At 72.1% G+C, this 26,247-nt stretch carries 22 protein-coding genes; 2 read left to right on the top strand and 20 right to left on the bottom strand.

The window, feature by feature from the left end; translation table 11 throughout:
• Nucleotides 1–13: 13 nt before the first annotated feature.
• From O7615_RS18645 to O7615_RS18600, 10 genes are all read right to left on the bottom strand, one after another.
• Nucleotides 14–1,171, bottom strand: a complete 1,158-nt coding sequence (locus tag O7615_RS18645) for an LCP family protein (RefSeq protein WP_278178981.1) — start codon at nucleotides 1,169–1,171, stop codon at nucleotides 14–16.
• 216 nt (nucleotides 1,172–1,387) lie between these two features.
• Nucleotides 1,388–2,842, bottom strand: coding sequence for a F0F1 ATP synthase subunit beta (gene atpD, locus O7615_RS18640; RefSeq protein ID WP_278178980.1), 1,455 nt, complete (start codon nucleotides 2,840–2,842; stop codon nucleotides 1,388–1,390).
• Nucleotides 2,842–3,780 carry a F0F1 ATP synthase subunit gamma gene (locus O7615_RS18635; RefSeq protein ID WP_278178979.1) on the bottom strand — a complete coding sequence of 313 codons (939 nt, stop codon included), beginning with the start codon at nucleotides 3,778–3,780 and terminating at the stop codon, nucleotides 2,842–2,844. The genes atpD and O7615_RS18635 overlap by 1 nt, the downstream gene beginning before the upstream one ends.
• Nucleotides 3,781–3,789: 9 nt before the next feature.
• Nucleotides 3,790–5,436, bottom strand: coding sequence for a F0F1 ATP synthase subunit alpha (atpA, locus tag O7615_RS18630; RefSeq protein ID WP_278178978.1), 1,647 nt, complete (start codon nucleotides 5,434–5,436; stop codon nucleotides 3,790–3,792).
• Nucleotides 5,437–5,529: 93 nt separating this feature from the next.
• Nucleotides 5,530–6,351, bottom strand: a complete 822-nt coding sequence (locus O7615_RS18625; RefSeq protein ID WP_278178977.1) for a F0F1 ATP synthase subunit delta — start codon at nucleotides 6,349–6,351, stop codon at nucleotides 5,530–5,532.
• Complete coding sequence (locus O7615_RS18620; protein ID WP_278178976.1) at nucleotides 6,351–6,878, bottom strand: F0F1 ATP synthase subunit B; 528 nt, start codon at nucleotides 6,876–6,878, stop codon at nucleotides 6,351–6,353. The genes O7615_RS18625 and O7615_RS18620 overlap by 1 nt, the downstream gene beginning before the upstream one ends.
• 29 nt (nucleotides 6,879–6,907) lie before the next feature.
• Complete coding sequence (gene atpE / locus O7615_RS18615) at nucleotides 6,908–7,132, bottom strand: ATP synthase F0 subunit C (RefSeq protein WP_169595663.1); 225 nt, start codon at nucleotides 7,130–7,132, stop codon at nucleotides 6,908–6,910.
• A 93-nt stretch (nucleotides 7,133–7,225) separates the two neighbouring features.
• Nucleotides 7,226–8,047, bottom strand: coding sequence for a F0F1 ATP synthase subunit A (gene atpB, locus O7615_RS18610; protein ID WP_278178974.1), 822 nt, complete (start codon nucleotides 8,045–8,047; stop codon nucleotides 7,226–7,228).
• Nucleotides 8,048–8,269 (bottom strand): hypothetical protein, encoded by a 222-nt coding sequence (locus tag O7615_RS18605; protein WP_278178973.1) that lies wholly within the window; start codon nucleotides 8,267–8,269, stop codon nucleotides 8,048–8,050.
• 165 nt (nucleotides 8,270–8,434) lie between these two features.
• Nucleotides 8,435–8,881, bottom strand: a complete 447-nt coding sequence (locus O7615_RS18600) for a hypothetical protein (protein ID WP_278178972.1) — start codon at nucleotides 8,879–8,881, stop codon at nucleotides 8,435–8,437.
• Between the two features lie 35 nt (nucleotides 8,882–8,916).
• Between O7615_RS18600 and O7615_RS18595 the strand changes: the two genes are divergently transcribed.
• Complete coding sequence (locus tag O7615_RS18595; RefSeq protein ID WP_278178971.1) at nucleotides 8,917–10,416, top strand: SDR family oxidoreductase; 1,500 nt, start codon at nucleotides 8,917–8,919, stop codon at nucleotides 10,414–10,416.
• A gap of 64 nt (nucleotides 10,417–10,480) precedes the next feature.
• Here the strand turns inward: O7615_RS18595 and O7615_RS18590 are convergent, their stop codons facing one another.
• From O7615_RS18590 to prmC, 4 genes are all read right to left on the bottom strand, one after another.
• Nucleotides 10,481–12,592, bottom strand: a complete 2,112-nt coding sequence (locus O7615_RS18590) for a transglycosylase domain-containing protein (RefSeq protein WP_278178970.1) — start codon at nucleotides 12,590–12,592, stop codon at nucleotides 10,481–10,483.
• A 96-nt stretch (nucleotides 12,593–12,688) separates the two neighbouring features.
• Nucleotides 12,689–13,300: a phosphotyrosine protein phosphatase gene (locus O7615_RS18585; protein WP_278178969.1), complete on the bottom strand. Its 612-nt coding sequence runs from the start codon at nucleotides 13,298–13,300 to the stop codon at nucleotides 12,689–12,691.
• Nucleotides 13,301–13,945: an L-threonylcarbamoyladenylate synthase gene (locus O7615_RS18580; protein WP_278182137.1), complete on the bottom strand. Its 645-nt coding sequence runs from the start codon at nucleotides 13,943–13,945 to the stop codon at nucleotides 13,301–13,303.
• Between the two features lie 22 nt (nucleotides 13,946–13,967).
• Entirely contained in the window at nucleotides 13,968–14,915 is a 948-nt protein-coding gene (prmC, locus tag O7615_RS18575) for a peptide chain release factor N(5)-glutamine methyltransferase (protein ID WP_278178968.1), read from the bottom strand.
• 73 nt (nucleotides 14,916–14,988) lie between these two features.
• On the opposite strand from prmC, the gene O7615_RS18570 reads away from it, so the two are divergent.
• Nucleotides 14,989–16,536: a GGDEF domain-containing protein gene (locus O7615_RS18570; protein WP_278178967.1), complete on the top strand. Its 1,548-nt coding sequence runs from the start codon at nucleotides 14,989–14,991 to the stop codon at nucleotides 16,534–16,536.
• 6 nt (nucleotides 16,537–16,542) lie between these two features.
• On the opposite strand, the gene prfA is transcribed toward O7615_RS18570, so the two are convergent.
• From prfA to O7615_RS18540, 6 genes are all read right to left on the bottom strand, one after another.
• Complete coding sequence (prfA, locus tag O7615_RS18565) at nucleotides 16,543–17,631, bottom strand: peptide chain release factor 1 (protein ID WP_278178966.1); 1,089 nt, start codon at nucleotides 17,629–17,631, stop codon at nucleotides 16,543–16,545.
• 93 nt (nucleotides 17,632–17,724) lie between these two features.
• A complete protein-coding gene (gene rpmE / locus O7615_RS18560; protein ID WP_278178965.1) occupies nucleotides 17,725–17,949 on the bottom strand; it encodes a 50S ribosomal protein L31 in 225 nt (74 codons plus the stop codon).
• Nucleotides 17,950–18,233: 284 nt separating this feature from the next.
• Nucleotides 18,234–20,246 carry a transcription termination factor Rho gene (gene rho / locus O7615_RS18555; RefSeq protein ID WP_278178964.1) on the bottom strand — a complete coding sequence of 671 codons (2,013 nt, stop codon included), beginning with the start codon at nucleotides 20,244–20,246 and terminating at the stop codon, nucleotides 18,234–18,236.
• Nucleotides 20,247–20,540: 294 nt separating this feature from the next.
• Nucleotides 20,541–21,485: a homoserine kinase gene (thrB, locus tag O7615_RS18550; protein WP_278178963.1), complete on the bottom strand. Its 945-nt coding sequence runs from the start codon at nucleotides 21,483–21,485 to the stop codon at nucleotides 20,541–20,543.
• Between the two features lie 78 nt (nucleotides 21,486–21,563).
• Nucleotides 21,564–22,850, bottom strand: a complete 1,287-nt coding sequence (locus tag O7615_RS18545) for an MFS transporter (protein WP_278178962.1) — start codon at nucleotides 22,848–22,850, stop codon at nucleotides 21,564–21,566.
• A gap of 89 nt (nucleotides 22,851–22,939) precedes the next feature.
• Nucleotides 22,940–26,245 carry an efflux RND transporter permease subunit gene (locus tag O7615_RS18540; protein WP_278178961.1) on the bottom strand — a complete coding sequence of 1,102 codons (3,306 nt, stop codon included), beginning with the start codon at nucleotides 26,243–26,245 and terminating at the stop codon, nucleotides 22,940–22,942.
• Nucleotides 26,246–26,247 lie beyond the last annotated feature (2 nt).

The following is a 26,247-nucleotide window of genomic DNA, read 5'->3' as shown; positions in this document are numbered from 1 at the left end:
ACCCGCGGGCCGATCAGGTCCTGTTCACCAGCTTGGGATGTTCGAGGAGGAACGGGTCCAGCAGTTCCCGTTCCAGCGCGACGAAGAAGTCGTCGACCTCGGACTCGAAGCGCTCGCCACGGTACTTCCCGTTCTCGAAGACGCCGCCACCCGGCAGCTTGATCATCTGGATGTTGCCGGGGCGGATGTCCTTGAGCGCGAGGCCGAAGTCGATCACGCTGTGCCCCCGGCCGCTGAAGATCAGCGACTCGCCCGCCGCCCGGAGCACCCGGTCCAGCTTGACCGGGTTGGTCACCACGTCGGCGCTGAGGGCCTGGCCGGCCATCGCCTTGACGAACTGCTGCTGGTGCCGCTGCCGGCCGTAGTCACCGTCGATCACGCCGTTCTTCTCGTAACGCTGGCGGACGTAGTCCAGCGCCTGCCAGCCGCTCAGGTGCTGCTTGCCCTTCGGGTAGACCGCCTGCGGCCCGACGTAGCCGCCACCGCCGGGCTTGCCCTTGCGGTGCTTGCCGTCCGGCTCGCGGTGCTCGGAGCGGACCTCCCGCTCGATGTTCATCGTGACCCCACCCATGGCGTCGACGATCTTCTGGAAGCCGGAGAAGTTGATGATCGCACCGGCGTCGAAGCGCTCGATCCCGGTGACCCGCTGCGCGGTGAGGGCGAGCAGCTCGAAGCCCCGCGCGGCGTCCGGCTTCCCGCCGGGCACCCGGCTGCCGAAGGACATCGCGTCGTTCAGCTTGCTGGTGGCGCCGTTGAACTCCGCCTTCCGGAACGGCGGGATCTCGACGTAGAGGTCGCGCGGGAGCGAGAAGAGGTAGGCCCGGTCCATCTCCTTCGGCACGTGCAGGACCATGATCGCGTCGGCCAGGGGCGGGGTGTCCTCGTCGCGCGGGTCGATGCCGACCAGCAGGATGTTGAGCGGGCCCTTGATGTCGCTCTTGCGCTCGCTGGCGCCGGCCGCCTGGTCGCCGAAGAGGTCGGCCTTGCCGATCGCGCCCTCGTAGCGGGCCATCAGCGCCTCCGCGCCGACCAGACTGGTCCCGCTGAGCACCATCAACACGACGCCGAAGATGGTGCAGAGCTGCGCCCAACGCGGCACACCCCGCCACACGGACGAGCGCCCACCGCGCTTGCCGCGCTTACCACCCCTGCCGGCCTTACCCACAAGCATCTCCGTTCGTCGCGCCCCCTGGGAGATACGGGCGCGCGTGGCCGAATGGTTTAAACCCATCACCGCGCATCTGTACGAGCGTGGCTAGACGGTATCTCGCGGGCGGCGTGATCGCCGAGCACGGGAAACCGGGCAGCGGAGATAGTACGTCGCGAAGATGAACGGAAGGCCGCCCCGGGGTTACCGGGGCGGCCTTCTTTCGTTCGAGCCGAAGGGTCAGCCCTTCATCAGCTCCTCGGCCTTCTTCTCCAGGTCATCGAGCCCACCGCACATGAAGAACGCCTGCTCGGGGAAGTGGTCGTACTCCCCCTCGCTGATCTTCCGGAACGCCTCGATGGTCTCCTTGATCGGGACCGTCGAGCCCGGCACGCCGGTGAACTGCTCCGCCGCGTAGGTGTTCTGCGACAGGAAGCGCTCGATCCGGCGGGCCCGCTGGACCGTGATCTTGTCTTCCTCGGAGAGCTCCTCGATACCGAGGATGGCGATGATGTCCTGCAGGTCCTTGTAGCGCTGCAGGATCCGCTTCACCTCGCTGGCCACCTGGAAGTGCTCCTGGCCGACGAACTCGGGGGCGAGGATCCGCGACGAGGAGGCCAGCGGGTCCACCGCCGGGTAGATGCCCTTGTCGGAGATCGACCGCTCCAGGTTGGTGGTCGCGTCCAGGTGGGCGAAGGTGGTCGCCGGAGCCGGGTCGGTGTAGTCGTCCGCCGGCACGTAGATCGCCTGCATGGACGTGATGGCCTGGCCCCGGACGGAGGTGATCCGCTCCTGCAGCTCACCCATCTCGTCGGCCAGGGTCGGCTGGTAACCCACCGCGCTGGGCATCCGGCCCAGCAGGGTGGAGACCTCGGAACCGGCCTGGGTGAAGCGGAAGATGTTGTCGATGAAGAGCAGCACCTCCTGCTTCTTCACGTCACGGAAGTACTCCGCCATGGTCAGCGCGGAGAGCGCGACCCGCAGCCGGGTGCCCGGCGGCTCGTCCATCTGGCCGTAGACCAGCGCGGTCTTGTCGATGACGCCGGAGTCGGTCATCTCGTGGATGAGGTCGTTGCCCTCACGGGTGCGCTCGCCCACCCCGGCGAAGACCGAGGTACCACCGAAGTTCCGGGCCACCCGGGTGATCATCTCCTGGATGAGCACCGTCTTGCCCACGCCGGCACCGCCGAACAGGCCGATCTTGCCGCCCTTGACGTACGGGGCGAGCAGGTCGATGACCTTGATGCCGGTCTCCAGCATCTCGGTCTTCGGCTCCAGGTCGGCGAAGGCCGGGGCCTTGCGGTGGATGCCCCAGTGGTCGTCGGCCTGGATGGTCTCACCCTCGGTGAGGTTGAGGCACTCGCCGATCGCGTTGAAGACGTGGCCCTTGACCCCGTCACCGACCGGCACCCGGATCGGGCCACCGGTGTCCCGCACCTCGGCGCCGCGAACCAGACCGTCGGTCGGCTGCATCGAGATCGCGCGGACCAGGTTGTCACCCAGGTGCTGGGCGACCTCCAGGGTCAGCGTCCGCTCGCCGCCGGAGAGGGTCACGTTCACGTGCAGCGCGTTGAACAGGTCCGGCATGGCGTCGCGCGGGAACTCGGCGTCGACGACCGGGCCGATGACCCGGACCACGCGACCCGTGGCGGTCTTGGTCTCGGCTGGTCCACCAGCAACTGCGGAAACAGTCATCACACTTCACTTCCCGACGCGGCCAGCGCGTTCGCGCCGCCGACGATCTCACTGATCTCCTGGGTGATCCCGGCCTGGCGGGCCGAGTTCATCTCACGCGTGTACTTGTCGATCATCTCTTCGGCGTTGTCGGTGGCGCTCTTCATCGCCCGCCGCCGGGCCGCCGACTCGCTGGCCGCCGACTCCAGCAACGCCGCGTAGATCCGCGTGTTGATGTACTTCGGCAGCAGCGCGTCGAGCAGCGCCTCCGCGTCCGGCTCGAACTCGTACGCCGGCAGCACGCCGGGGGCCGCCTCCGACCGGGGCCGCTCCTCGATCTGCAGCGGGCCGATGATCCGGGTGATCGGGTTCTGGGTCATCAGGGACTTGAACTCGGTGAAGACGATGTGCAGCTCGTCCACCCCGCGTACCCCGTCCGGACCCGGCTCGCCGTCGGCGTCGTCCGCGCCGGCCGAGAACGCCTTGATCAGCGTCTCGCCCACCTCGCGCGCGTCGGCGAAGGACGGCTGCTCCGAGAAGCCCGTCCAACTGGCCTCGATCGGCCGGTTACGGAACCGGTAGAAGGTCACACCCTTGCGCCCGATGACGTAGAGCACCGGCTCCTTGCCGTCGGCCTGAAGCCGGGCGATCAGCGACTCCGCCGTCCGGATGGCGTTGGAGCTGTAACCGCCGGCCAGGCCCCGGTCGGCGGTCACCAGCAGGACGCCGGCCCGCCGCACCCGCTCGCGCGGGGTCAGCAGCGGGTGGTCGACCGAGGCGTTGGACGCCAGCGCCGTGAGGACGCCGGTGATGGCCCGGGCGTACGGCAGGGACGCCCCCACCCGGGCCTGGGCCTTGGCGATCCGGCTCGTCGCCACGAGCTCCATCGCCTTGGTGATCTTCTTCATCCCCTTCGCCGAGCGAATCCGTTGACGAAGAACACGTACCTGCGCCGCCATGGCCCGACCCTACTGCTTCTGGGCCGGGGCCCCGCCGCTGTAGCGGGTGACCGTCTCGTGCTCGGCCTCGCCCTCCAGCGGCGCCGCCGGCGCCTCGTTGACGGTGCGCTCGTCCTCGCGGCCGAGGAAGCCCTGCTTGAACTCGGTGATGGCGGCGTCGAGGGTGGCGACGATCTCGTCGTCCCACTTGTTGTCCGCGATCGCCTGCAGCGTGGCGTTGTGCTTGCGCCGCAGCTGCTCCAGGAACTGCGTCTCGAAGCGCTTGACGTCGCCGACCGGGATGTCGTCCAGCTTGCCCTCGGTGCCGGCCCAGACCGCGACGACCTGGTCCTGCACCGGGTACGGCGAGTAGTTCGGCTGCTTGAGCAGCTCCACCAGGCGGGCGCCGCGGTCCAGCTGGGCGCGGGAGGCCTTGTCCAGGTCCGAGGCGAAGGCGGCGAACGCCTCCAGCTCACGGAACTGGGCAAGGTTCAGCCGCAGCGAACCGGAGACCTTCTTCATCGGCTTCACCTGCGCGGCGCCACCGACCCGGGAGACCGAGGTGCCGACGTTGATGGCCGGCCGGACGCCCTGGTTGAACAGGTCGGTCTCGAGGAAGATCTGGCCGTCGGTGATCGAGATGACGTTGGTCGGGATGAAGGCCGAGATGTCGTTGGCCTTCGTCTCGATGATCGGCAGGCCGGTCATCGAGCCGCCGCCCATCTCGTCGGAGAGCTTCGCGCAGCGCTCCAGCAGCCGGGAGTGCAGGTAGAAGACGTCACCCGGGTACGCCTCACGGCCCGGCGGGCGACGCAACAGCAGCGACACGGCACGGTACGCCTCGGCCTGCTTGCTCAGGTCGTCGAAGACGATCAGGACGTGCTTGCCGCCGTACATCCAGTGCTGGCCGATGGCCGAGCCGGTGTAGGGGGCGAGGTACTTGAAGCCGGCCGGGTCGGACGCCGGGGAGGCGACGATGGTGGTGTACTCCATCGCGCCCGCCTCCTCCAGCTGCCCCTTGATGGAGGCGATGGTGGAGGCCTTCTGGCCGATGGCGACGTAGATGCAGCGGACCTGCTTCTTCGGGTCGCCGGAGGCCCAGTTCTCCCGCTGGTTGAGGATGGCGTCCAGGGCGACCGTGGTCTTACCGGTCTTGCGGTCACCGATGATCAGCTGCCGCTGGCCGCGACCGATCGGGGTCATCGCGTCGATGGCCTTGATGCCGGTCTGCATCGGCTCGAAGACGGACTGCCGCGCCATCACGTTCGGGGCCTGGAGCTCCAGCTCCCGGTAGCCCTCGTCGGCGATGTCGCCGAGGCCGTCGATCGGCTGGCCGAGCGCGTTGACCACGCGACCCAGGAAGGCGTCGCCGATGGGCACCGAGAGCACCCGGCCGGTGCGCTTGACGCGCTGCCCCTCCTCGAGCCCGGAGTAGTCGCCGAGGACGACGACACCGATCTCCCGGACGTCGAGGTTCAGCGCCACGCCGAGCGTGCCGTCCTCGAACTCCAGCAGCTCGTTGGTCATGGTCGAGGGCAGGCCCTCGACGTGGGCGATGCCGTCGCCGGTGTCGGCGACGGTGCCGACCTCCTCACGGGAGACGTCGGGCGAGTAGGAGGAGACGTAGCGCTCCAGAGCGCCGCGGATCTCTTCCGTCGAGATGGTCAGCTCGGCCATCCTCTGCTTCCTTAAGTATCAGGGGCCCGGGATACCTAGTACCGACCGGTCCTCGGGTCGACTGTCGTTTCCGGGCGCTTCGCGGGGTGCTGGTCAGCGCTTCGCGAGCGCGTTACGGGTCTCGTTGAGGCGGCGCAGGATCGTCCCGTCGTACAGGTCCGAACCCACCCGGACGCTCGCTCCGCCGAGGATCGTCGGGTCAACCGTAAGCTTCAGAGCCACGGCCCGACCGTAGATGGCCGAGAGCTGGTCGCCCAGCCGGCGTTCCTCGTCCTCGGTCAGCGGTGCCGCGACGGTCACGTACGCGACCTGCCGGTCACGCCGTTCCGCCGCCAGCTCCACCAGCCGGGTCAGCGCGGCGGAGAACGACCGGCCGCCGAAGCCGGCCAGGGCCGCCTCCACCAGCCGCACCGTCACCGGGCGCGCCTTGTCCGCCAGGAGCATCCCGACCAGCTCGGCCCGCTGGGCCGTCGGCGCGATCGGGTCGGACAGGGCGTTGGACAGCTGCGGGTCCGCGGCGACCACCTGGCCGAAGCGGAACAGCTCGTCCTCCACCTCGCCGAGCTCGTCGGCGCGGTCCGCGCTGGCGAGCAGCGCCTGCACACCGAGGCGCTCGGCACCGTCGAGCAGCTCCGACGGTGCCGACCACCGGCCGGCGACCAGGGTGCCGAGCAGGTCGAGCGCGTCCGCGCCGACCTTGCCGGAGAGCACCGAGGTCAGCAGCCCGGTCCGGTCCGCGCCGTCGCGGGCCGGGTCGGAGAGCGCCCGGCGCAGCCGGACCTCGCGCCGCAGCAGGTCCGCCACGGCGAGCAGCTCGCCGCCGGTGGTGGCCACCGCCGACGGCTCGGCGCTGCCGACGTACTCCTCCAGCCGCGCGAGCGCGGTGGCGTAGGACTCCCGGCTGGCGGCCTGCATCAGCGGGCCCCCGCGCTCTCGAGGTCGGTGAGGAACCGCTCGACGGTGCCCTTGCGGCGGGCCTCGTCGGCGAGCGACTCGCCCACGATCCGGCTGGCCAGGTCGACCGCGAGGCCACCGACCTCCGCGCGCAGCTCGCGCACGATGGTCTGGCGCTCCACGTTCAGCGACTCCCGGCCGGCGGCGATGATCCGGTCGGACTCCTCCCGGGCCTTGGCCAGGATGTCCGTGCGGATCGACTCGGCGTCGGCGCGGGCGTCGTCCCGGATCCGGGCTGCCTCGGTACGCACCTCGGCGAGCTGGGCACGGTACTGCTCGAGCAGCTGGTTCGCTTCGGCCTGAGCAGCCTCGGCGCGCTTGAGGCCGCCCTCGATCGCGTCGACCCGCGCCTGGTACATCGCCTCCATGCGCGGCAGCACGAACTTCATCAGCACGAAGCAGAGCAGCGCGAAGGCGATCGTCCCGACGACGAGCTCCTGCCAGATCGGCACGAGCGGGTGGTGACCCTCAGCGGCGAGAATCTTCATGTCAGACCTCCGGATCGACTAACGGACGGTCAGTTGACGGCGAAGGCGAGCACCAGGCCGAACAGCGCCAGCGCCTCGACCAGCGCGAAGCCCAGGACCAGCCAGGTGCGGTTGTAGCCGGCGGACTCCGGCTGGCGGGCGCTGGCCTGGATGTAGGCCGCGAAGACCAGGGCGACGCCGATACCGGGGCCGATGGCGGCGAGGCCGTAGCCGATGGTGTTGACGTTACCGTTGATGGCGGCGAGAACGTCCATTGCGGGTATTCCTCCTAGTAGACGCGTGAGTTCTCACGCGTACGCGGTCGTGCCGGAAGCTCTTGTCGGGCCGGGCGGCCCGCCGGGTCTGGGTCAGTGCTCGTCGGCGAGCGAGCTGCCGACGTAGTTGGCGGTCAAAGTGACGAAGACATACGCCTGCAGCAGCGCGACCAGCACCTCGAAGAAGGCCATCACGATGGCCATCAGGAAGGCGGCGATCGACGAGATCTGGACGAAGAGATTGTCCGAGGCGAGCATCACGAAGCCGCCGACGGTGAAGACCAGCAGGATCAGGTGGCCGGCGAACATGTTCGCGAAGAGCCGGACCGCCAGGGTGACCGGCCGCACGATGAACGTCTGCAGGAACTCGATCGGGATCAGCAGGAAGTGCATCGGCCACGGCACGCCCGGCAGGATCAGGCTCTGCTTGAGGTAGCGGCCCAGACCGTGCTTGCGGACGCCGATGTAGAGGTACATCACGTAGGAGATGACGGCGAGCACGATCGGGAAGGCGATGTGCGAGTTCGGCGAGATCTGCAACCCGGGGGTGATGCCGAAGAGGTTGGTCACCACGATGAAGCAGAACAGGACGGTGAAGTACGGCGCGAACCGGATGCCGTCCTTGCCCATCTGCTCCCGGGCGATGTTGTCCCGGACCAGGCCGTAGATCGACTCCGCGTACCACTGGCCCTTGCTCGGCACAAGCTTCGGGTTTCGGTAGGTCAGCATGAAGAAGATGATCAGCAGCCCGACGGCCAGCCAGATCATGAGCGTGAACTTCGTGACCCACGGGCCGGCGAGATCCGGCGGGTAGAAGTCTCCGACGCTGGGGGGCCAGGGAAGGCCCTCAGCGGCGACAAGCTGTCCGCTCACCGTGTCATCCTCCGCACTCGACAGACCCGCGCGTGCCGGCACTCAGGCACCGAGCCTCTTCATGATCAGGTAGATCGCTCCGGCTGCGCCGAGCATCATGCCCACGGCGATCCCGACGCCGGTCGGCACGCCGAGGAACTCCCCCGCCAACCAGCCGAGGAATCCCCACACCACGATGCCGGCGAGCAGGTAACCGAGGACGGCTCCGGCCACACCTTCCGACGAGTGCTCGTCGGGGCTTCTGCGGTGAGGGTTGTCGGCCATGACGAGGCGAACACTATCAGTCGGGTGTTTCGCGAGTGTGCGGCACCCCCCACACTGCGAGCAGCGTGCGGGCGGCGGGTGCGGGCGCGTCAGCCAGGGTCAGCGTACTCCTGTCCGGCCGGCCCGACAGGCCCACGAAACGCCCGGGAAACGGCAGCCGTACGGTCAGTGCTCGCCCGAGCGGTCCACGGTGGGCAGCGGGGAGCGCAATGCCCAGGTCAGGTGGGCCGCGGTCCACACCACCACGGCCAAGATGATGGCCACGCCCATGTCCGGCAGCCCGGGCCAGCCGGTGGCCGCGACGGCGGCCATCACCACGCCCAGGATGACGATCTTCGTGACGTAGGTGACCAGCCCCACCGACATGATGAGTCTCGGATGCACCGCGTCGGCCCAGGCCACCGAGAGGCTGGAGATCAGGTAGCTGACGACCACCAGGGCGATCCCGGCGGCCACCCCGGCGGCGCCGGTGGGGCCGCGCAGCAGCGCGGCGGCCGGCACCCCGGTCGCCGCCAGCGCGGCGCAGGCCAGCAGCGGCAGGCGCAGGTGGGGCAGGCGGGCCCGGATCGCGCCCGGCTCTCCCGCGCGCGGCGCGCTCTTAGCGGTCTTCACAGCGCCAGAGTCTATGGGGCCGCAGACTGGAGACCGTGAGATGCCTGGTGACCGGTGCGACGGGATACATCGGCGGGCGGTTGGCACCCCGCCTGGTGGCCGAGGGATACGCGGTGCGCTGCCTGGCCCGCCGGGCCGGACGGCTGCGCGACGTGCCGTGGGCCCCGGCCGTCGAGGTCGTCGAGGGTGACCTGAGCCGGCCGGAGACCCTGGCCGGGGTGTTCGACGGCGTCGACGTGGCGTACTACCTGGTGCACTCGCTCGGCCAGGCCGGCTTCGAGGCCGCCGACCGGCAGGCCGCGACGGTCTTCGCGGCGGCGGCCCGCGCCGCGGGCGTACGCCGGATCGTCTATCTGGGCGGGCCGGAGCCGGCGGCGGGCGACGGCGGCGCGTCGGCCCACCTGCGCTCCCGCAGCGAGGTCGGCCGGATCCTGCTGGACAGCGGGGTGCCGACGGCGGTGCTCCGGGCGGCGGTGATCATCGGCTCGGGCTCGGCGTCGTTCGAGATGCTGCGTTACCTGACCGAACGGTTGCCGGTGATGGTCACCCCGCGCTGGGTCGCCAACCGGATCCAGCCGATCGCGGTCCGCGACGTGCTGCACTACCTGGTCGGCTGCGCGCACCTGCCGCCCGAGGTCAACCGTGGGTTCGACATCGCCGGCCCGGACGTGCTCACCTTCGGCGACATGATGCAGCGCTACGCACGGGTGGCCGGGCTCTCCCCCCGACTGCTGCTGCCGGTACGCCCGCTGACGCCCGCGCTCTCGTCTTACTGGGTCGGACTGGTCACCCCGGTACCCAACGCGCTCGCCCGCCCGCTGGTGGCGAGCCTGGTGCACGAGTCGGTCGCGCACGAACACGACATCGCGGCGTACCTGCCGGACCCGCCGGGCGGGCCGACCGGCTTCGACCGGTCCGTCGAGCTGGCCCTGGCCAAGATCCGCGACGCCCAGGTGGAGACCCATTGGTCCAGCGCAGCCGGACCGGACGCGCCCGCCGAGCCGCTGCCCAGCGATCCGGACTGGAGCGGCGGCACCGCCTACACCGACGTACGGGAACGGGCGGTGGCGGCCTCGCCGGAGGCGTTGTGGCAGGTGATCGAGGGGGTCGGCGGAGAGAACGGCTGGTACTCGTTCCCCCTCGCCTGGTCCGTGCGGGGCTGGCTGGACCGGCTGGTCGGCGGGGTGGGACTGCGCCGGGGTCGGCGGCACCCGCACCGGCTGCGGGTGGGCGAGGCACTGGACTTCTGGCGGGTGGAGGAGATCGTGCCCGGCGAACTGCTGCGGCTGCGCGCCGAGATGCGCGTGCCCGGCCGGGCCTGGCTGGAGATGCGGGTGCACCGGGACGACGCCGGGCAGCTCCGGTATCGGCAGCGGGCGGTGTTCCTGCCCCGGGGCCTGGCCGGGCACGCGTACTGGGCCGCGGTGGCGCCGTTCCACGCGCTGGTCTTCGGCGGGATGGCCCGCAACATCGCCGAGGGCGCCGAACGGTTCGCCGAGCGGGCCACCGAACCGGCCGCGCCACGGCCACACTGACCCGCCCGGCCCGACGGCGCCCGGCCCGTCGGCGTCGGCGCACTGGCGCGCGCCCGGCGTCCGGTCAGTTGCCGGTGCGCTGCCCGGTGGGCCGCCAGGCGGTCGCCTCGCTGGGCGGCACGAAGTCCCGGGCCGGCTCGTTGCGCAGGGCGAAGGAGAGGATCTCCCCCACCCCCTCCACCATGGCGGTCTGCACCGCCCGACCGACGGCGTCGCGCGGCTCGTCGGGGTTGGCCGCCATCGCCGCCACCGCCAGCTGCGGCGTGAAGGCCACCACGGTCTCCGTGGCGTACCGCTCGGAGCTGCCGGTCTTGCCCGCCACCGGCCGGCCGAGCTGGCCGCGCAGCCGGGTCGCCGTGCCGCCCGTGCAGCCGTGGTACATGGACTGGTCGCCGACCGGGCAGCGAGCCGCGTCCGCCGCCGCGCGGGCCACGTCGACGTCGAGCACCTGCCGGCAGTCCGGCTGCCCGGCGATCACCCGGCGGCCCGCCGCGTCGCTGATCGAGGTGACCGGCGTGGGCGCGCACCACGTCCCCTCGGCACCCAGGGTGGCGTACGCGCCGGCCAGGTCGAGCGGGGTGGTGGCGGACACGCCCAGGGTGAACGGTCCCCACTCGCGCGCGCCGTGCCGGGCCAGTTGCGCGTCGTCCTCGGCCCGGAACACGATGCCGAGCCGCTCGGCCATCTCCACCACCCGGTCGGCGCCGACCCGCTCGGTCAGCCAGGCGAAGTACGTGTTGACCGAGTCACCGAACGCGGTCCACATGTCGTGCTCGCCGCTGGTCGACGCGCTGGCGTTCTCGGGGCACCAGTACCCGCCACAGCTCGCCTCGCCGCTGATCCGGTAGTCGGTGACGATGCGCGGCGGCGCGTCGAACACGGTGTTCAGCGGCAGTCCGGCCTCCAGGGCGGCCAGCATGGTGAAGAGCTTGAACGTGGATCCGGCCTGGTAGCCGACGATGGTGCCGCCGCCGGCGACGAGCTGGTTGACGGTGTTGGGGTGGTTCTTCTGCCCGGTCGGGTTCGCGGCCACGCTGTAGACGCGGTTGACCGACATGGCGACCACCCGTCCGGTGCCGGGCTGGACCACGGCGGTGGGCAGGGCGTGCCGGTGCTCGACCGGGTAGATCCGCCGCACCTGCTCGGTGGTGGCCCGCTGCACACCGGGGTCGAGCGAGGAGACGATGGTGAACCCGCCCCGGCGCAGCGTGCGCTGCCGCTCGTCGACGCTGCCGCCGAACGCCTTCTGGCCGTTCCACCAGCGGGTGAACCAGTCGCAGAAGAAGCCCCAGTCGTTGTGGCCCTCGGGCACTGCGGTGCAGTCGTTCGGGGTCTCGCTGGGGTGCAGGTTCAGCGGCTCGGTCCCGGCCCGGGCCGCCTCCTCGGGCGCGATCAGGCCCGACTCGACCATCCGCTCCAGGACGTACCCACGGCGCTCCGTCGCGCTGTCCGCGTCCCCGTTGATCGGGTCGTCGCTGTGCGGCGAGCGGACCAGTCCGGCCAACAGCGCCGCCTGGGCCAGCGTGAGCTCCGCCGGGGCGACCGAGAAGTACCGCTTGCTGGCCGCGGCGATGCCGTACGCCCCGGCGCCGAAGTACGCGATGTTGAGATATCGGGCCAGGATCTGGTCCTTGGTCAGCTCCCGCTCCAACGCCAGCGCGTAGCGGATCTCCTGGACCTTGCGGGCGGTGCTGACCTCGGTGGCCGCGGTCCGCTGCGCCTCGGTCAGCCGGGGATCGGTGCTCAGCACGTTGCGGACGTACTGCATGGTCAGCGTGGAGGCGCCCTGCCGGGTGGCGCCGTCGCGCCGGTTGACGGTGAAGGCCCGCACGATGCCCCGCAGGTCCACCCCGCTGTGCTCGTGGAAGCGGGCGTCCTCGGCGGCGATGATGGCCTGGCGCATCACCGGAGCCACCTCGCCCAACGGCACGTCGACCCGGTCCTCCTGGTAGAAGGACGTGATCAGGGTGGTGCCGTCGTTGGCGTAGAGGTTGGACCGCTGGGCGGTCGGTGGCGTACGCAGGGTGTTGGGCAGCTCCGCGTACGGCGCGGAGAGCGCCGAGAAGCCGATGCCGAACACCAGCGCGGCCGGCAGCGCGGCCGCCGCCAGCACCAGGCCGGCCAGTGCGCCGGCCAGCAGGACGGTGAACATCTTCGGCAGGAACGCCCGGGTCATCAGCTCTCCCCGCAGGAGCCGTCAGGACTCCCCCAGAATGGGGCTAATCACCCAATCCACCACGCTTTTCTCTCAAACCCGGATGGAATTCGCCGATCAGGGGAGCAGGACCGCGGCGAGCGGGTGGACCGTCTCCTCGATCTCGTCGGCCACCCGGCTGAAGCACTGGTCGCCGCGCCCCCACGGGTCGTCGAGGTCGTCGGTGGGCAGCGGCGTGCTCGCCTGGCGGGCCTCGTGCGCCGCCTGCACCAGCGCCACGCCACGGGCGTGCACCGCCGCCGGGGTGGCCTCGGCCGCCGGCAGCACGGCCGGGTCGAGCACGGCCAGCAGCCGGCCGAACTCGCCCAGCACGAACGTGCGGGAGGCGGCGTCGGGCCGCAACGCGACCACGTACTCCTGCTGGTCCGCGGTGGCGGTCAGGATCAGGTCGGAGGCGTCGATGTGGTCGGACCGCAGCTTGCGCGCGGCGAACCCGGCGACGCTGCCGCCACGGGTGTTCACCTGGCGGGCGGCCGGCGGGTTCATCTCCTCACCGGCGTGCCAGCCGCCGGTGCCCGCGCTGTGGCTGTGCAGCAGCTCCTCGGCCCGGGCCGGGTCCGCGTCGCGCCGGGTCAGCCGCTCCCCCACGGCGAGGGTGAGCAGCCGCTCGGCCATCGGCGAGCGGCAGATGTTTCCCATGCAGACGTGCAGGACGGTGAAGGGAGGCACCTACGCCACCTGGCTCTCGCGCATTGCGGGCACCACGTCGCGCAGCCGGGCCAGGTCGATGGCGCCCTCCCGGACGAGCACCGGATCGTCGCCGGTCAGGTCCACGATCGTGCTCGGCACCGGATCCACCGCCGGCCCCGCCTCCAGGTAGGCGCGCACGGAGTAGGCCAGTTGATCCCGCGCCTGGTCGGCGGTGAGCGCGGCGGGCTGGCCGGTCTTGTTGGCCGAGGCCACCGCCATCGGCCCGGTCTCGCGCAGCACCTCCAGTGCCACCGGATGCAGCGGCATGCGCACCGCCACCGTGCCGCTGTCGTCGCCGAGATCCCACCGCAGGCTCGCCGAGTGCTTCACCAGGATGGTCAGCGCCCCCGGCCAGAACGCCTCCACCAGGTCCCGCGCGGCGCTCGGCAGCGTGTAGGTCAGGCCGTCGAGGGTGTGCCGGGAGCCGATCAGCACCGGCGGTGGCGCGTGCGGGACACCCTTGGCGTCCAGCAGCGCCTTGACCGCGTACGGGGTGAACGCGTCCGCGCCGATCCCGTAGACCGTGTCGGTCGGCAGGACCACCAGCTCGCCGTTGCGGACCGCCTCGATGGCCGCAGCGATGCCGCGGTCCCGGTCGGCGAGCGACCGGCAGTCGTAGAGCATCACGAGGAGCCAGTCTGCCACGTCACGGCCGCGTCGGGTGGTGGGCGTCCGGCCGGCGGGACGCGGTGACGAAACGCGGCCGGCCGGCGAGGTCGTCACGGTCGACGATCGCCGCGTACCGGCCGTCCGCGGCGAGCAGGCCGGGCACCGCCGTGCCATGGGTGTCGTCGTGCTCGATGCCGAGCACCCCGCCCGGACGCAGCAGGGCCGCCGCCCGGTCGATCACCGGGCGGATGACGGCCAGGCCATCCGCCCCGCCGAACACCGCCTCCGCCGGGTCGTGCCCGGCCACCTCCGGCGGCACGGCCACGGCCTGCGGGACGTACGGCGGGTTGCACAGCAGCACGTCGACCCGGCCGACCAGGTCGCCCAGCAGGTCCGGATCGGTGGCGTCCGCCTCGACCACCTCGATCGGCCGGTCGCCGGCAGCGGACCGGGCCGCCGCGTTGCGCCGCAGCCAGGACAGCGCGGCCGGCGATCGTTCCACCGCGACCACCCGGGCCGACGGCGCCTCGTGGGCGACCGACAGCGCGATCGCCCCCGACCCGCTGCACAGGTCCACCACCAGCGGCCCCGCACGCCCCCCGGCCCGCTCACCATCGGCCTGGCGGGCCTGGTCGGCGCCCCAGCCGGCGAGCAGTTCGGTCTCCGGACGCGGCACGAAGACACCCGGCCCGACGGCCAGCTCCAGGTGCCGGAAGCCGGCGCTACCGGTGAGATGCTGCAACGGCTCCCGTCGGGATCGCCGGGCCACCAGCGCCTGGTAGCTGTCGAGCTGCCCGTCGGTGAACCCGTCGGCGAGGGCCAGCCGCCCCCGGGGCACGTCGAGCACGTACGCGGCCAGCAGCTCCGCCTCCGCCCGGGCCGAGGCGACGCCCGCGGCGGCGAGGGTACGGGCCGCACGGGCCACCACGGGAGTGGGACGGTGGCGTCTCGTCCCTTCGGACGGGTGTTGCGGCGCGGCGGTCACGCAATAATCATGAAGCGTCGCCGTGCACGTGCATAAGCGGGTGCAGCCGCGGCACACCGACGGGAGGTCGCGGGTGGGTTGGCTCGACCGGGTCGATGACCAGGTTGACGCCCTGACGAAGGCGCGGGCGTTGCAGGAGGTGAGCCGTTCCGCCGAGGCGTACGGGATCCTGGAGCGGGTGCTGCGTACCACCCGCGATCCACACACCTGCGCCGACGCGCTGGTGCAGCGGCTCTCCGCACTGATCAATCTCGGCCGCACCGCCGAGTACACCCGGGCCATCGAGGAGGCCTCCGCCGCGGTACGCGATCTCGCCGAGCCCTACCTGCACGGGCACCTCAACGCGCTGGCCGCGCTGGCCGCCCACCATCAGGGCGCGCTGGACCGCTGCGTGACGCACCTGGTCAAGGCCGCCCGGGCGCTCGGTGCGGTCGAGGACCCGGATCGGGACACCGCCTGGGGCTGGCACGACCTCGCGATGGCCTACTCCTACCTCAGCTTCCACGGGTACGCGCTGGGCGCCATCGAACGCGCCCGTCAGCTCGGCACGGCCGCCGGGATCCCGGAGGAGACCTTCGCCGCACCGGGCATCCGGCTGCGCAACGCGGTCGCGCTGGACCACACCGGCGACAGCGACGGTTGCCTGCGCGTACTGCGGGATGTCGCGAGCGATCTCGACCGGTTCGTGGCCGCCGGGCGCGCCGACCGGCTGCGCCCCAGCAGCCTGGCCGCCTACGGCTACGCCGCGGCCCGCCGATCCGCGCTCGGCGACGACGTCGTCGCGGCGGGCCGTGACCCGTACCGGCTGCTCGGGCACGGCGCGGACAGCGCCCGCGCCCGCGACATGCGCCAGCTCGGCCAGGTCTGCCTGGCCATCGCCGGCGGCCGGCCGATCGAGGCGGTCGCCCGACTGGACACCATCCAGGTCTCCGCCGAGACGCTCGGCGCGGCCGAGCCGGCCCGGCTGCGCAGCATGGCGCTGGCGCGGGCCGGCGACCACGCCGCCGCGCACCGGGCAGACCGGCTGGCCTTCCGGCTCGCCGCCCAGCGCCACGACCGGCTCCGCGACGTCTACATCGACGGCATCGCGGCCCGGATCGACCACGAGGAGATGCGCCGCGAGGCGGCGCGGTTCGAGGGCGAGGCGCTGACCGACCCGCTGACCGGCCTGCCGAACCGGCGCCGGCTGGAGCGCTACATCGCGGCCGTGGTCGCCCGGGGTGAACAGGTGGTGATCGGCGTCTGCGACCTGGACGGGTTCAAGGCGGTCAACACCCGGCACGGGCACCACTCGGGGGACCTGGTCCTCCAGCGCGTCGCCGGGGTGATCAACAGGGTGATGCGCCGGGGCGACTTCGTGGCCCGCTACGGCGGCGACGAGTTCGTGGTGGTCCTGCCCGGAGCGGGAATGGCCGAGGCGGCCGAGGTGGCGCGCCGCATCGACAGCGCCGTGCGCACCGAGGACTGGGAGTCCCTCGTCCCGGGCACCCCGGTCGGCGTCAGCATCGGCTTCGCCCAGGTGGGTGCCGCCGGTCCGGGCCAGCGGGACGCGCTCGGCGCCGCCTTCGAGGCCGCCGACCGGGAGATGCTGCGGGCGAAGGACCGACCACGCAGCGGCTGACCGGCGTCAGCGACGGGCCAGCTCCGCCTCACCCGCCAGGCGGGCGGCCCGGTCGGCCTCGCTGAGCGCGTCGAGCACGCCGTCCAGCTCCCCGGCGAGCGCCAGGTCCAGGTTGTACGCGGTGTACCCGATCCGGTGGTCGGTGATCCGGTTCTGCGGGAAGTTGTACGTGCGGATCCGCTCGGAGCGGTCCACCGTACGCACCTGGGCCTTGCGGGCGTCCGACGCGGCGGCGTCGGCCTGCTCCTGCGCGGCGGCGAGCAGCCGGGCCCGCAGAATCCGCATCGCCTGCTCCCGGTTCTGCAACTGGGACTTCTCGTTCTGGCAGGAGACCACGATGCCGGTGGGCAGGTGGGTGATCCGCACCGCCGAGTCGGTGGTGTTCACCGACTGGCCGCCCGGCCCGGACGAGCGGAACACGTCGATCCGCAGCTCGTTCGGGTCGATGGTGACGTCGACCTCCTCGGCCTCCGGCAGCACCAGCACGCCGGCCGCGCTGGTGTGGATGCGCCCCTGCGACTCGGTGACCGGAACCCGCTGCACCCGGTGCACGCCGCCCTCCCACTTCAACCGGGACCACACGCCGTTGCCACCCTCGGGTACGCCCTTGGTCTTGATCGCCAGCGAGACGTCCTTGACCCCGCCGAGGTCCGAATCCTGGGCGTCGATCACCTCGGTGAGCCAGCCGCGCCGCTCCGCGTACCGGGTGTACATGCGCAGCAGGTCACCGGCGAACAGCGCGGACTCCTCGCCGCCCTCACCGGCCTTGATCTCGACGATGACGTCCTTCGCGTCGTGCGGGTCGCGCGGGATGAGCAGCTCGGCGAGCCGCTCCTCCAGCCCCGGCAGCGTCGCCGCGATCGTCTCGGCCTCGGCCGTGAAGGAGGGGTCCTCGGCGACCAGCTCCCGCGCGGCGGCGAGATCCGCCCGGGCCTGCGCCAGCTCCCCGGCGGCCTTGTGCAGCGGCACCAGTTCGGCGTACCGGCGGCCGACCCGACGGGCGGTGCCCTGGTCGGCGTGGATGGCGGGATCGGCCAGCCGCCGCTCCAACTCGGCGTACTCGTCGAGGAGGGCGGCCAGGCGCTCGCTGCTCATGCTGGGGATCGCTCCTTGGACGGCGGGGAGACCGGGACACAGACGGACGACGCCCGCGCCCGGGGAAACCGGACGCGGGCGTCGGACGAGGAGCTACTTGGCCTTCTTGCCCTGAACCTTGGCGTACTTCTGCTGGAACTTCGCGACCCGACCAGCGGTGTCCAGGACGCGCTGCTTGCCCGTGTAGAACGGGTGGCAGGCGCTGCACGTCTCGACGTGGATCGAGCCGCCCTTGGCGGTGCTGCGGGTGGTGAAGGTGTTACCGCAGGAGCAGGTGACCTCGGTGGTCACGTACTCCGGGTGGATGTTGGGCTTCATGTCGCCTCGGTCCTCTCGTCGTGGTCGCCGGGTCGCCCTGGCTGCTGATGCGTGCGGGCGTGAACCGGAACCGGTGGCCGATTGACCAGTCTGCCATGGGCGTCGGCCGACCCGGAAAGCGGGCCGTACCAGCTGGTCCGGCCGGATCAACGCCGGGCCGTCCCGGCGCATTCCCACCGCCCGGCAGAAGCATTCCTGCCAGCCCGTGCGGATCGTGCACCGGGCATGCCGAAGGGGCGCGGCCGATGCCGGCCGCGCCCCTTCGTCGATCTACCCGGCGGAGGTCACTCCCCCGGCGTCGACTTGGCGATCTGCATCAGGAACTCGATGTTGGTCCGGGACTGCTTGAGCCGGTCCAGCAGGAGGTCCAGCGCCGCCTGCGAGTCCAGCGAGTGCAGCACCTTGCGGAGCTTGTGCACGATGGCCAGCTCCTCCGGCGCGAGCAGGATCTCCTCCTTGCGCGTGCCGGACGGGTGGATGTCGATGGCCGGGAAGGTCCGCTTGTCGGCGATCTTCCGGTCCAGCTTCAGCTCCGCGTTACCGGTGCCCTTGAACTCCTCGAAGATGACCGTGTCCGCCATGGAACCGGTCTCCACCAGGGCGGTGGCGAGGATGGTCAGCGAGCCGCCGTTCTCGATGTTGCGGGCCGCGCCGAGGAACCGCTTCGGCGGGTAGAGCGCGGTGGAGTCGATACCACCGGACATGATCCGGCCGCTGGCCGGCGCCGCCAGGTTGTACGACCGGCCGAGCCGGGTCACCGAGTCGAGCAGCACGACCACGTCGTGCCCCAGCTCGACCAGGCGCTTGGCCCGCTCGATCGCCAGCTCGGCGACGGTGGTGTGGTCCTGCGGCGGGCGGTCGAACGTGGCCGCGATGACCTCGCCCTTGACCGATCGCTGCATGTCGGTGACCTCTTCGGGCCGCTCGTCGACCAGCACCACCATCAGGTGGCACTCCGGGTTGTTGTGCGTGATCGCGTTCGCGATCGCCTGGAGCACCATCGTCTTACCGGCCTTCGGCGGCGAGACGATGAGCGCCCGCTGCCCCTTGCCGATCGGCATGACCAGGTCGATCACCCGGGTGGTGAGGATGTGCGGCTCGGTCTCCAGCCGCAGCCGCTCCTGCGGGTACAGCGGGGTGAGCTTGTAGAACTCCGGCCGGCGCTTGGCCTCGTCCGGCTCCATCCCGTTGATGGTGTCCAGCCGGACCAGGGGGTTGTACTTGTCGCGCCGCTGCTCGCCGTCGCGCGCCGCCCGCACCGCACCGGTGATCGCGTCACCACGCCGGAGGCCGTACTTCTTGATCTGGGACATCGACACGTACACGTCGTTCGGGCCGGCCAGGTAGCCGGTGGTCCGGACGAAGGCGTAGTTGTCGAGCACGTCGACGATGCCGGCCACCGGCACGAGCACGTCGTCCTCGCCGACCTGCGGCTCGCGACCGCCCTCGCCGCCGCCGGACTCGCCGCGGTCACCACGGCCCCGCCGGCGGTCCCGGAAGCGGCTGCGCCGGCTGCGCCGACCGCCGCCCTCGTCGTCGTCACCGTCGTTGTCCCGCTCCGCACGCTGCCCACGGTCGCCCCGCTCGGCCCGGTCGCCACGATCGGCGCCACGCTCGCCCCGGTCGCCACGATCGGCGGCGCGCTCACCGCGCTCGGCCCGGTCGCCGCGCTCGGCGGCACGGTCGCCACGGTCAGCACGGTCGCCCCGCTCGGCGCGGTCGCCACGCTCGGTGGCGCGCTCACCCCGCTCGGCACGGTCGCCACGGTCGGCGGTGCGCTCGGCACGCTCAGCGCGGTCGCCACGGTCGGCACGCTCGGTGCGGTCGGCGCCACGGTCGCGGCCGGAGCGGCCCTCGGCCCGCTCGCCGTCGACGGCGGCCTCGTCCGGGCGAGGTTCCGACACGGCGGTCCGGCTACGCCGGGTCCGGCCACGGCCCTCGCTCTCGACGCTCGCCGCCGGTTGCTCGGCGCCACGGCGCTCGGCCTCCGGCCGCTCACCCGCGTCCCGTACCTCCGCGTGGACCTCCTCGCGGACCGGGGCGGCGGCCGCCGCGACCTCGGCCCGTGGTCGAGGGGCCCCGGCAGCGCCCTGCCGCTCGGTGATCGCGCTGATCAGCTCACCCTTACGCATGCGAGCCGTCCCCGAGATGCCGAGCGACGCGGCCAGGCTCTGCAGCTCCGGCAGCAGCATCGCCGACAGGCCCGTGCCGCTGCGCCGACGACGGGCAGGAGCAGCGGTGGTGGCATCGCCAGCGACGTTGGAAACATCCGACGTCACGTCGGTGGTGTCGCTCAATGGATTCCTTCCCTCGATAGGCCGGGGCTGCCCGGAATCGACAACAGGTGGCCGGGCGGCCTCGGTGCACCCGCCTCGCATGACGCTTCGCGGGAGTCTGTAACACAGCAGCCGGTCGGTCACCCGACCCACCAGGAAACCGGTGAGCGGGTTTCGCCGTCTGCGGCGACCAGTGAAGACTGCGGTGCGGCGTGTGCCTAGGCAGGGGTGACGGGCTTACCGCCGAGAGCTTCGGGGGTGCGCCGACCCGCAGGAGATCGCATGCTTCGCGGCTGTGCTAAGTCTAGAGCGTAATCAACTCTTCCGACCTGCGGCAACAGGGTCCCGCTCCGCGTGTCCGAGTCTACCCCGCCCGACCTGTGCGCCGCGCACGTCTACCGGCAACCGCAGCAGTTGCCAATCTGTTCCCGTGTCGAAGCCTTCGGGCAGCTCAGACAGGGCGAGCACGGTCGGGCCCGCCCCACTGACCACGGCCGCCACACCGACCTCACGCAACGCGTTGACCAGGTCTGACGTCGCCGGCATCGAGGCCGCGCGATATTTTTGATGCAGCCGATCGACGGTGGCGGGCAGCAACAGCGCCGGCTGCGTGGTCAACGCGTGCACCAGCAGCGCCGCCCGGCCGGCGTTGGTCGCGGCGTCACCGTGCGGCACGGTCGCCGGCAGCGCGGCACGGGCCGAGGCGGTCAGCCCCCGCTCGGCGGGTACCAGCACCGTCGGGCGTACGCCGTCGGCCACCGGCAGCGACACCGCCCGGGCGCCGGAGGGCTCCGTCCACGCCACGGTGAAGCCGCCGAGCAGGCAGGGCGCGACATTGTCCGGGTGGCCCTCGATTCGGGCGGCCAGCCGCAGCGCCGCCTCGTCGTCGAGACGGTGTTCCCCCTCCGTCACCAGGCCCCGGGCCAGCAGCACCCCGGCGACGATCGCCGCCGACGAGGAGCCGAGGCCACGCGCCTGCGGAATGCGGTTCACGCACTCCACCGCCAACCCCGGCGGCTGCCCGCCGAGCGCGTCGAAGGCCGCGCGCATGGCGCGTACCACCAGGTGCCCCTCGTCGACCGGCAGGTCGCCGGCCCCCTCGCCGGTCACCGACACCGTCACGCCGCCCGCCGTCACCTCGGCGGCCACGTCGTCGTGGAGCGCGAGGGCGAGCCCCAGCGCGTCGAAGCCTGGTCCGAGGTTCGCACTGGTGGCGGGAACCCGGACCCGGACCGGACCGGCGGCGAATGAGGTCGGCACGCGCCCATGCTAGGGCCCGCACCCCGGCGGACGGGCCACCGCCCGACTCCTGGGACGGTACGGTGCCACGCCGGGCCCCTACGGCACGGTGGTGGCCCGTGGCGTGGCGGCCGTCCCCCGGAGCTGTGCGCCTTCGCCGGGCGTGCCGGGATCCGCCTCGGTGAGCGAGAGGTGCCGGGTGGCGAGCCGCCAGCCGACCGCGTAGGCCAGGGTGACCAGTCCGCAGCCGGCCAGCACCACCCGCTCGTCCACCACGTCCACCACCGCCGCCACCACGAGTTGGCTGACGGAGATCGCCAGGGTCGCCAGCATCATGTCGGTGGCGAAGACCCGGCCCCGCAGCCGGTCCGGCACCTCGCCCTGCAACGCGAAGTTCGACATCACCCAGTTGCTGCCGCCGGCGAAGTGCGCCACGAAGACCAGCACGAGCACCAGCGGGAACCAGGCCACCACCGAGGTGCCGAGGTAGGCCAGGCCGTACACCGACATGGACAGTGCCAGGCCGGGCAGCAACCAGGCCCGGTTGGTCAGCACCCGGCGCATCAGGATCGGGCCGACCAGCGCGCCGGCACCGCGTACCGCGAACAGCAGGCCGGCGCCGAGCGCGCCGACGCCGTACACCCCGGCGAGCAGCGGGAAGACGGTCAGCACGCCGTTGCCGAGCCCCACCGCCGACTTGACCGTCACCAACGCCAGCACCCGTGGGCGGTGCCCGATGTAGCCCAGCGCCTCGCGGATGGCCGCCCAGGTCTGCGGCACCGCCGTGCCCCGCTCGCGCGGCGCCTGCAACGGGCGGCGGATGAGTGTGGCCAGGCCCGCGGCGACCACCAGCGCCACCGCACCCGCCCAGAAGCACACGTACGGCCCGGCCGCGGCACTGAGCACGCCGCCGAGCGACGCCCCGACGACGGTCATGGTGCCCCACGCCGATCCGGCGACCGCGTTGCCCGCGGCCAGTTCCTCCGGTTCGAGCACGTTCGGCAGGGCGGCCTGCGCCGCCGGGGAGTAGAACGCCTTGGCCAGCGCGACCACGCCGATGCCGAGCAGCGCCAGCCAGGCCGTCCCGGCACCGCGTACGCCGAGCAGGAGCAGGACCCCGACCAGCGCGGCGACGTTCGAGACGATCATGATCTTGCGACGGTCGAAGCGGTCCGCGATGGTGCCGGTGTACGGCAGCAGCAGCGCCACGATGCCGGTGTCCACCGCGAGCACCAGGGCGCCCCACACCCCGCTGCCGGTCAGCTTCGGCAGCAGGACGAGCAGCGGCACCATGACGAACCAGTCGGCGCCGAAGACCACCAGCTCGGCCAGGAAGAGATTGCGGAAGCTCCGGTTGCGGGTGAGGACCGAGAGGGTGGACGGCACGCAGCGGACCATACCCGGCCACCGTCAGTGGTGGAGTCGGCGCTCGGACAGCACCCCGGAGGGTCGGTGGACCCTCCGGGGCACGCCGGTTACTCGCCGGGTGGGATCGGTGAGTTGCGGCTCCTCGGCAGCCGGAGCACCTCGAACTGGTCGGTTCCCTCGATCAGCGCCCCGGAGGGCGCCGCCGGGACGGGCCGGCTCTCCGGCCTACCGGCGTCCGTCGTGGCGGCGCCGATCCCCGCGCCCACCGGAACCCGATCGGCCGCCGTCGCCGGCCCCGCCGCACCCGCACCGGTCCCCTCGACGTCCCGCCGCTCGTCCTCGGGCGCGTCGCCGGAACGGGGCCGGAACCGGCCGCGCACCGACACCTTGGTGTCCTCCACCATGGCGTAGAGCGTCGGCACCAGGATCAGCGTGAGCAGGGTGGAGCTGAGCAGTCCGCCGATCACCACGATCGCCAGCGGCCGGGAGATGAAGCCGCCCTCGCCGGTGAGCCCGAAGGCCATCGGCGTCAGCGCGAAGATGGTGGCGATCGCGGTCATCAGGATCGGCCGCAGCCGGTGCCGCCCGCCCTCGACCACCGCCTCCCGGACGCTCATGCCCTGGGCGCGGTACTGATTGACCAGATCCAGCAGCACGATCGCGTTGGTCACCACGATGCCGACCAGCATGAGCACGCCGATCAGCGCCGGCACGCTCAGCGTCGTGCCGGTGGCCAGCAGCAGGGCGACCGCGCCGGTGGCCGCGAACGGGATGGAGACCAGCAGGATCAACGCCTGGACCACGCTGCGGAACGTCGCCATCATGATCAGGAAGACGATCGCGATCGCGGCCAGCACGGCCAGGCCCAGGTCGGCGAAGGTCTCCCGCTGCTCGGCGCTGACGCCGTCCAGGGTGAGGGTGGCGCCCGGTACGGCGATCGCGTCGAGTCGACTCTGCAGCTCGGCGCTGATCGCGCCCAGGTCGGATCCGGTGACCGTGCCGGTCACCGAGGCGCTGCGCTCGCCGTCGATCCGCCGCACCTGCTGCGGCCCGGTGGTCTCCGTGACGTCCGCGATGTCGTCCAGCTTCACCGGGCCGACCGGCAGCGACCGCAGGTCGTCCACCGTGACCGGCGGCGTCGCCGACAGTCGCAGCACCACGTCCCGGGCACCGCCGTCGAGGGTCACCTGGCCCAGGGGCGTACCCCGGAACGCCTGCGACACCAGCTGCCCGACGGCGGCCTCGGTGAGCCCGGCCCGGCTGGCGGCGACCCGGTCGACGGTCACGTCGACACGCGGTACCCGGTCGGCCAGGGTGGTCGAGACGTCCTCGACGCCCCGGATGCCGGCCAGCGCCGTCTCGGCCTGCCGCACCGCGTCGGCCAGTGCCGCCGGGTCGGCGGCCCGCACGACCACCGCCAGTTCGTTGGCGGACGCCCCGCCCTGCCCCGCCGGGAAGGTGATCTCGCCGGCCTCCTGCCCGAGCGCCGCGAATCGTTCCCGCAGCACGCCGCGCATCGCCTTGGCATCGGTCTCACCGCCGAGCCGCAGCGCGTAGTTGGCCACGTTGTTGCCGGCGGTGCCGGCCCAGGGCGTGTCGCCGCCACCGGCCGTGACCTGGTACGACTCGATGCCCGGGGTGCCCGCCAGCACCGCCTCGACCCGCCGGGCCGCCGCGTCGGTGCCGGCCAGCCCGGTGCCCACCGGCAGCTCCTGCCGGACGTTGAGGGTGTCCTGGCCGGAGTCGTCCAGGAAGTTCGTCTCCAACTGGCGGGCCAGCCCGACGGTGCCGACCAGCACCAGCAGGCCCGCCGCCAGGGTCGCCCAGCGGAACGCCCGCCGCCCGGTGGCGAACCGGATCACCGGCAGGTACGCCCGCTGCAGCGGGCTGCGCAGCTCGCGCTCCTCCGCGGCCCGGCGGATCGCGGCTCCGTCGGTCGCGCCGGTCACCGGCTTGAGGAACCAGTACGCGAGCACCGGGACCACCGTCAGCGACACCAGCAGCGAGGCGAGCAGCGCCACGGTGACCGTGATCGCGAAGGGCGCGAACAGCTGACCGACGAAGCCGCCGACCAGCGCGATCGGGGCGAAGACGGCCACCGTGGTCAACGTCGACGCGGTGACCGCGCCGGCCACCTCACGGACGGCCGTGAGGATGGACTCCCGCTTCGGCCCGCCGTACGTCAGGTGGCGCTTGATGTTCTCCAGCACGACGATCGAGTCGTCCACCACCCGGCCGACCGCGACCGTCAGCGCACCGAGGGTGAGCAGGTTGAGCGAGTAGTCACCGATCCAGAGGGCGATCAACGCGACCACCACCGACAGCGGGATGGAGACCGCGGTGACCACCGTGGAGCGCACCGACAGCAGGAACACCAGGATGACCACCACGGCCATGATCAGACCGAGCAGCCCCTCGGTGCTCAGCGTCTTGATGGACTTCTCCACGAAGGGCGCCTGGTCGAGCACGACGGTCAGCTCGGTGCCGGTGGCGGCCCGCAGGTCGGCGAGCCGGTCGGCGACCGCGTGTGAGATCTCCACCGCGTTGCCGTCCGGGTCCGCGGTGACCGCGATGCCGAGGCTCTCCCGACCGTTGGTACGGGTGATCGCGGTGGCCGGGGCGAGCTGCTCGGAAACCGTGGCGACGTCGCCGAGGCGGACCGGGCCGGCCTTGCCGGCGGGCGGCGCGACCACCACCCCGCGCAGGTCCTCCAGGGTGGCCAGTGGGGCGCCGACCTGCACCGGCAGGGTGCGCTCGCCGTCGAGCACGGCGCCGGCCGGCACCGCCACGCCGTTGGCCCTGAGCGCGGTGCCGATGGCCGTCGGCGGCACCTTCGCCTTCGCCAGCTTGGCCGGGTCCGGCGTGATCACCACGAGGTCGTCCCGCACGCCGGTCAGCTCGGCGCTGCGGACGCCCGGGATCGCCGCCAGCTCCGGCACCACCGTGTCGCGCAGCTTTCCGGCGAGCGCCCGCTCGTCACCGTCTCCGGTCGCGGCGAGCACCACGGCCGGCAGGTCGTCGGTGCTTCCCGCGATCACCTGCGGCTCCACGCCGTCGGGCAACTGGGCGCGGTTTAGCGCGGTCTGCATCTTGCTGACCACGTCGTCCAGGTCGGTACCGAACTCGTACTGCACCTGGATGGTGGTCAGACCCTCCCGGGATGTCGAGATCACCGTGTCGAGGCCCGCGATGCCCCGCAGGCTGTTCTCGATCGGCTCGGCGACCTGGGACTCGACGACCTCCGGCGCGGCGCCGGGGTACTGGGCCACGATGAAAGCGGCGGGGAACTCCAATGACGGTAGGAGTTGCTGCTTCAGCGACGGCACGGCGTAGACACCGAACGCCGTGGTCACGACCGCGATGAGGGCTACCAACCCTCGGTTGGCGAGGCTGAATCTGGCGAGCAGCGACATCG

Source organism: Micromonospora sp. WMMD1082, from assembly GCF_029626175.1.
Classification (GTDB): domain Bacteria; phylum Actinomycetota; class Actinomycetes; order Mycobacteriales; family Micromonosporaceae; genus Micromonospora.
The sequence above is the reverse complement of the archived record's forward strand: the minus strand, read 5'-3'. Positions and strand labels throughout refer to the sequence as shown.

Coding starts and splice junctions, on each gene's coding strand:
- atpE (WP_169595663.1), bottom strand. CDS start 7,132: ATGGACGTTCTCGCCGCCATCAACGGTAACGTCAACACCATCGGCTAC.
- O7615_RS18620 (WP_278178976.1), bottom strand. CDS start 6,878: ATGAAGATTCTCGCCGCTGAGGGTCACCACCCGCTCGTGCCGATCTGG.
- O7615_RS18540 (WP_278178961.1), bottom strand. CDS start 26,245: ATGTCGCTGCTCGCCAGATTCAGCCTCGCCAACCGAGGGTTGGTAGCC.
- atpA (WP_278178978.1), bottom strand. CDS start 5,436: ATGGCCGAGCTGACCATCTCGACGGAAGAGATCCGCGGCGCTCTGGAG.
- O7615_RS18645 (WP_278178981.1), bottom strand. CDS start 1,171: ATGCTTGTGGGTAAGGCCGGCAGGGGTGGTAAGCGCGGCAAGCGCGGT.
- O7615_RS18635 (WP_278178979.1), bottom strand. CDS start 3,780: ATGGCGGCGCAGGTACGTGTTCTTCGTCAACGGATTCGCTCGGCGAAG.
- O7615_RS18580 (WP_278182137.1), bottom strand. CDS start 13,945: ATGCTCTACGACTGCCGGTCGCTCGCCGACCGGGACCGCGGCATCGCT.
- prfA (WP_278178966.1), bottom strand. CDS start 17,631: ATGAGCAGCGAGCGCCTGGCCGCCCTCCTCGACGAGTACGCCGAGTTG.
- atpD (WP_278178980.1), bottom strand. CDS start 2,842: ATGACTGTTTCCGCAGTTGCTGGTGGACCAGCCGAGACCAAGACCGCC.
- rpmE (WP_278178965.1), bottom strand. CDS start 17,949: ATGAAGCCCAACATCCACCCGGAGTACGTGACCACCGAGGTCACCTGC.
- O7615_RS18625 (WP_278178977.1), bottom strand. CDS start 6,351: ATGCAGGCCGCCAGCCGGGAGTCCTACGCCACCGCGCTCGCGCGGCTG.
- O7615_RS18605 (WP_278178973.1), bottom strand. CDS start 8,269: ATGGCCGACAACCCTCACCGCAGAAGCCCCGACGAGCACTCGTCGGAA.
- O7615_RS18590 (WP_278178970.1), bottom strand. CDS start 12,592: ATGACCCGGGCGTTCCTGCCGAAGATGTTCACCGTCCTGCTGGCCGGC.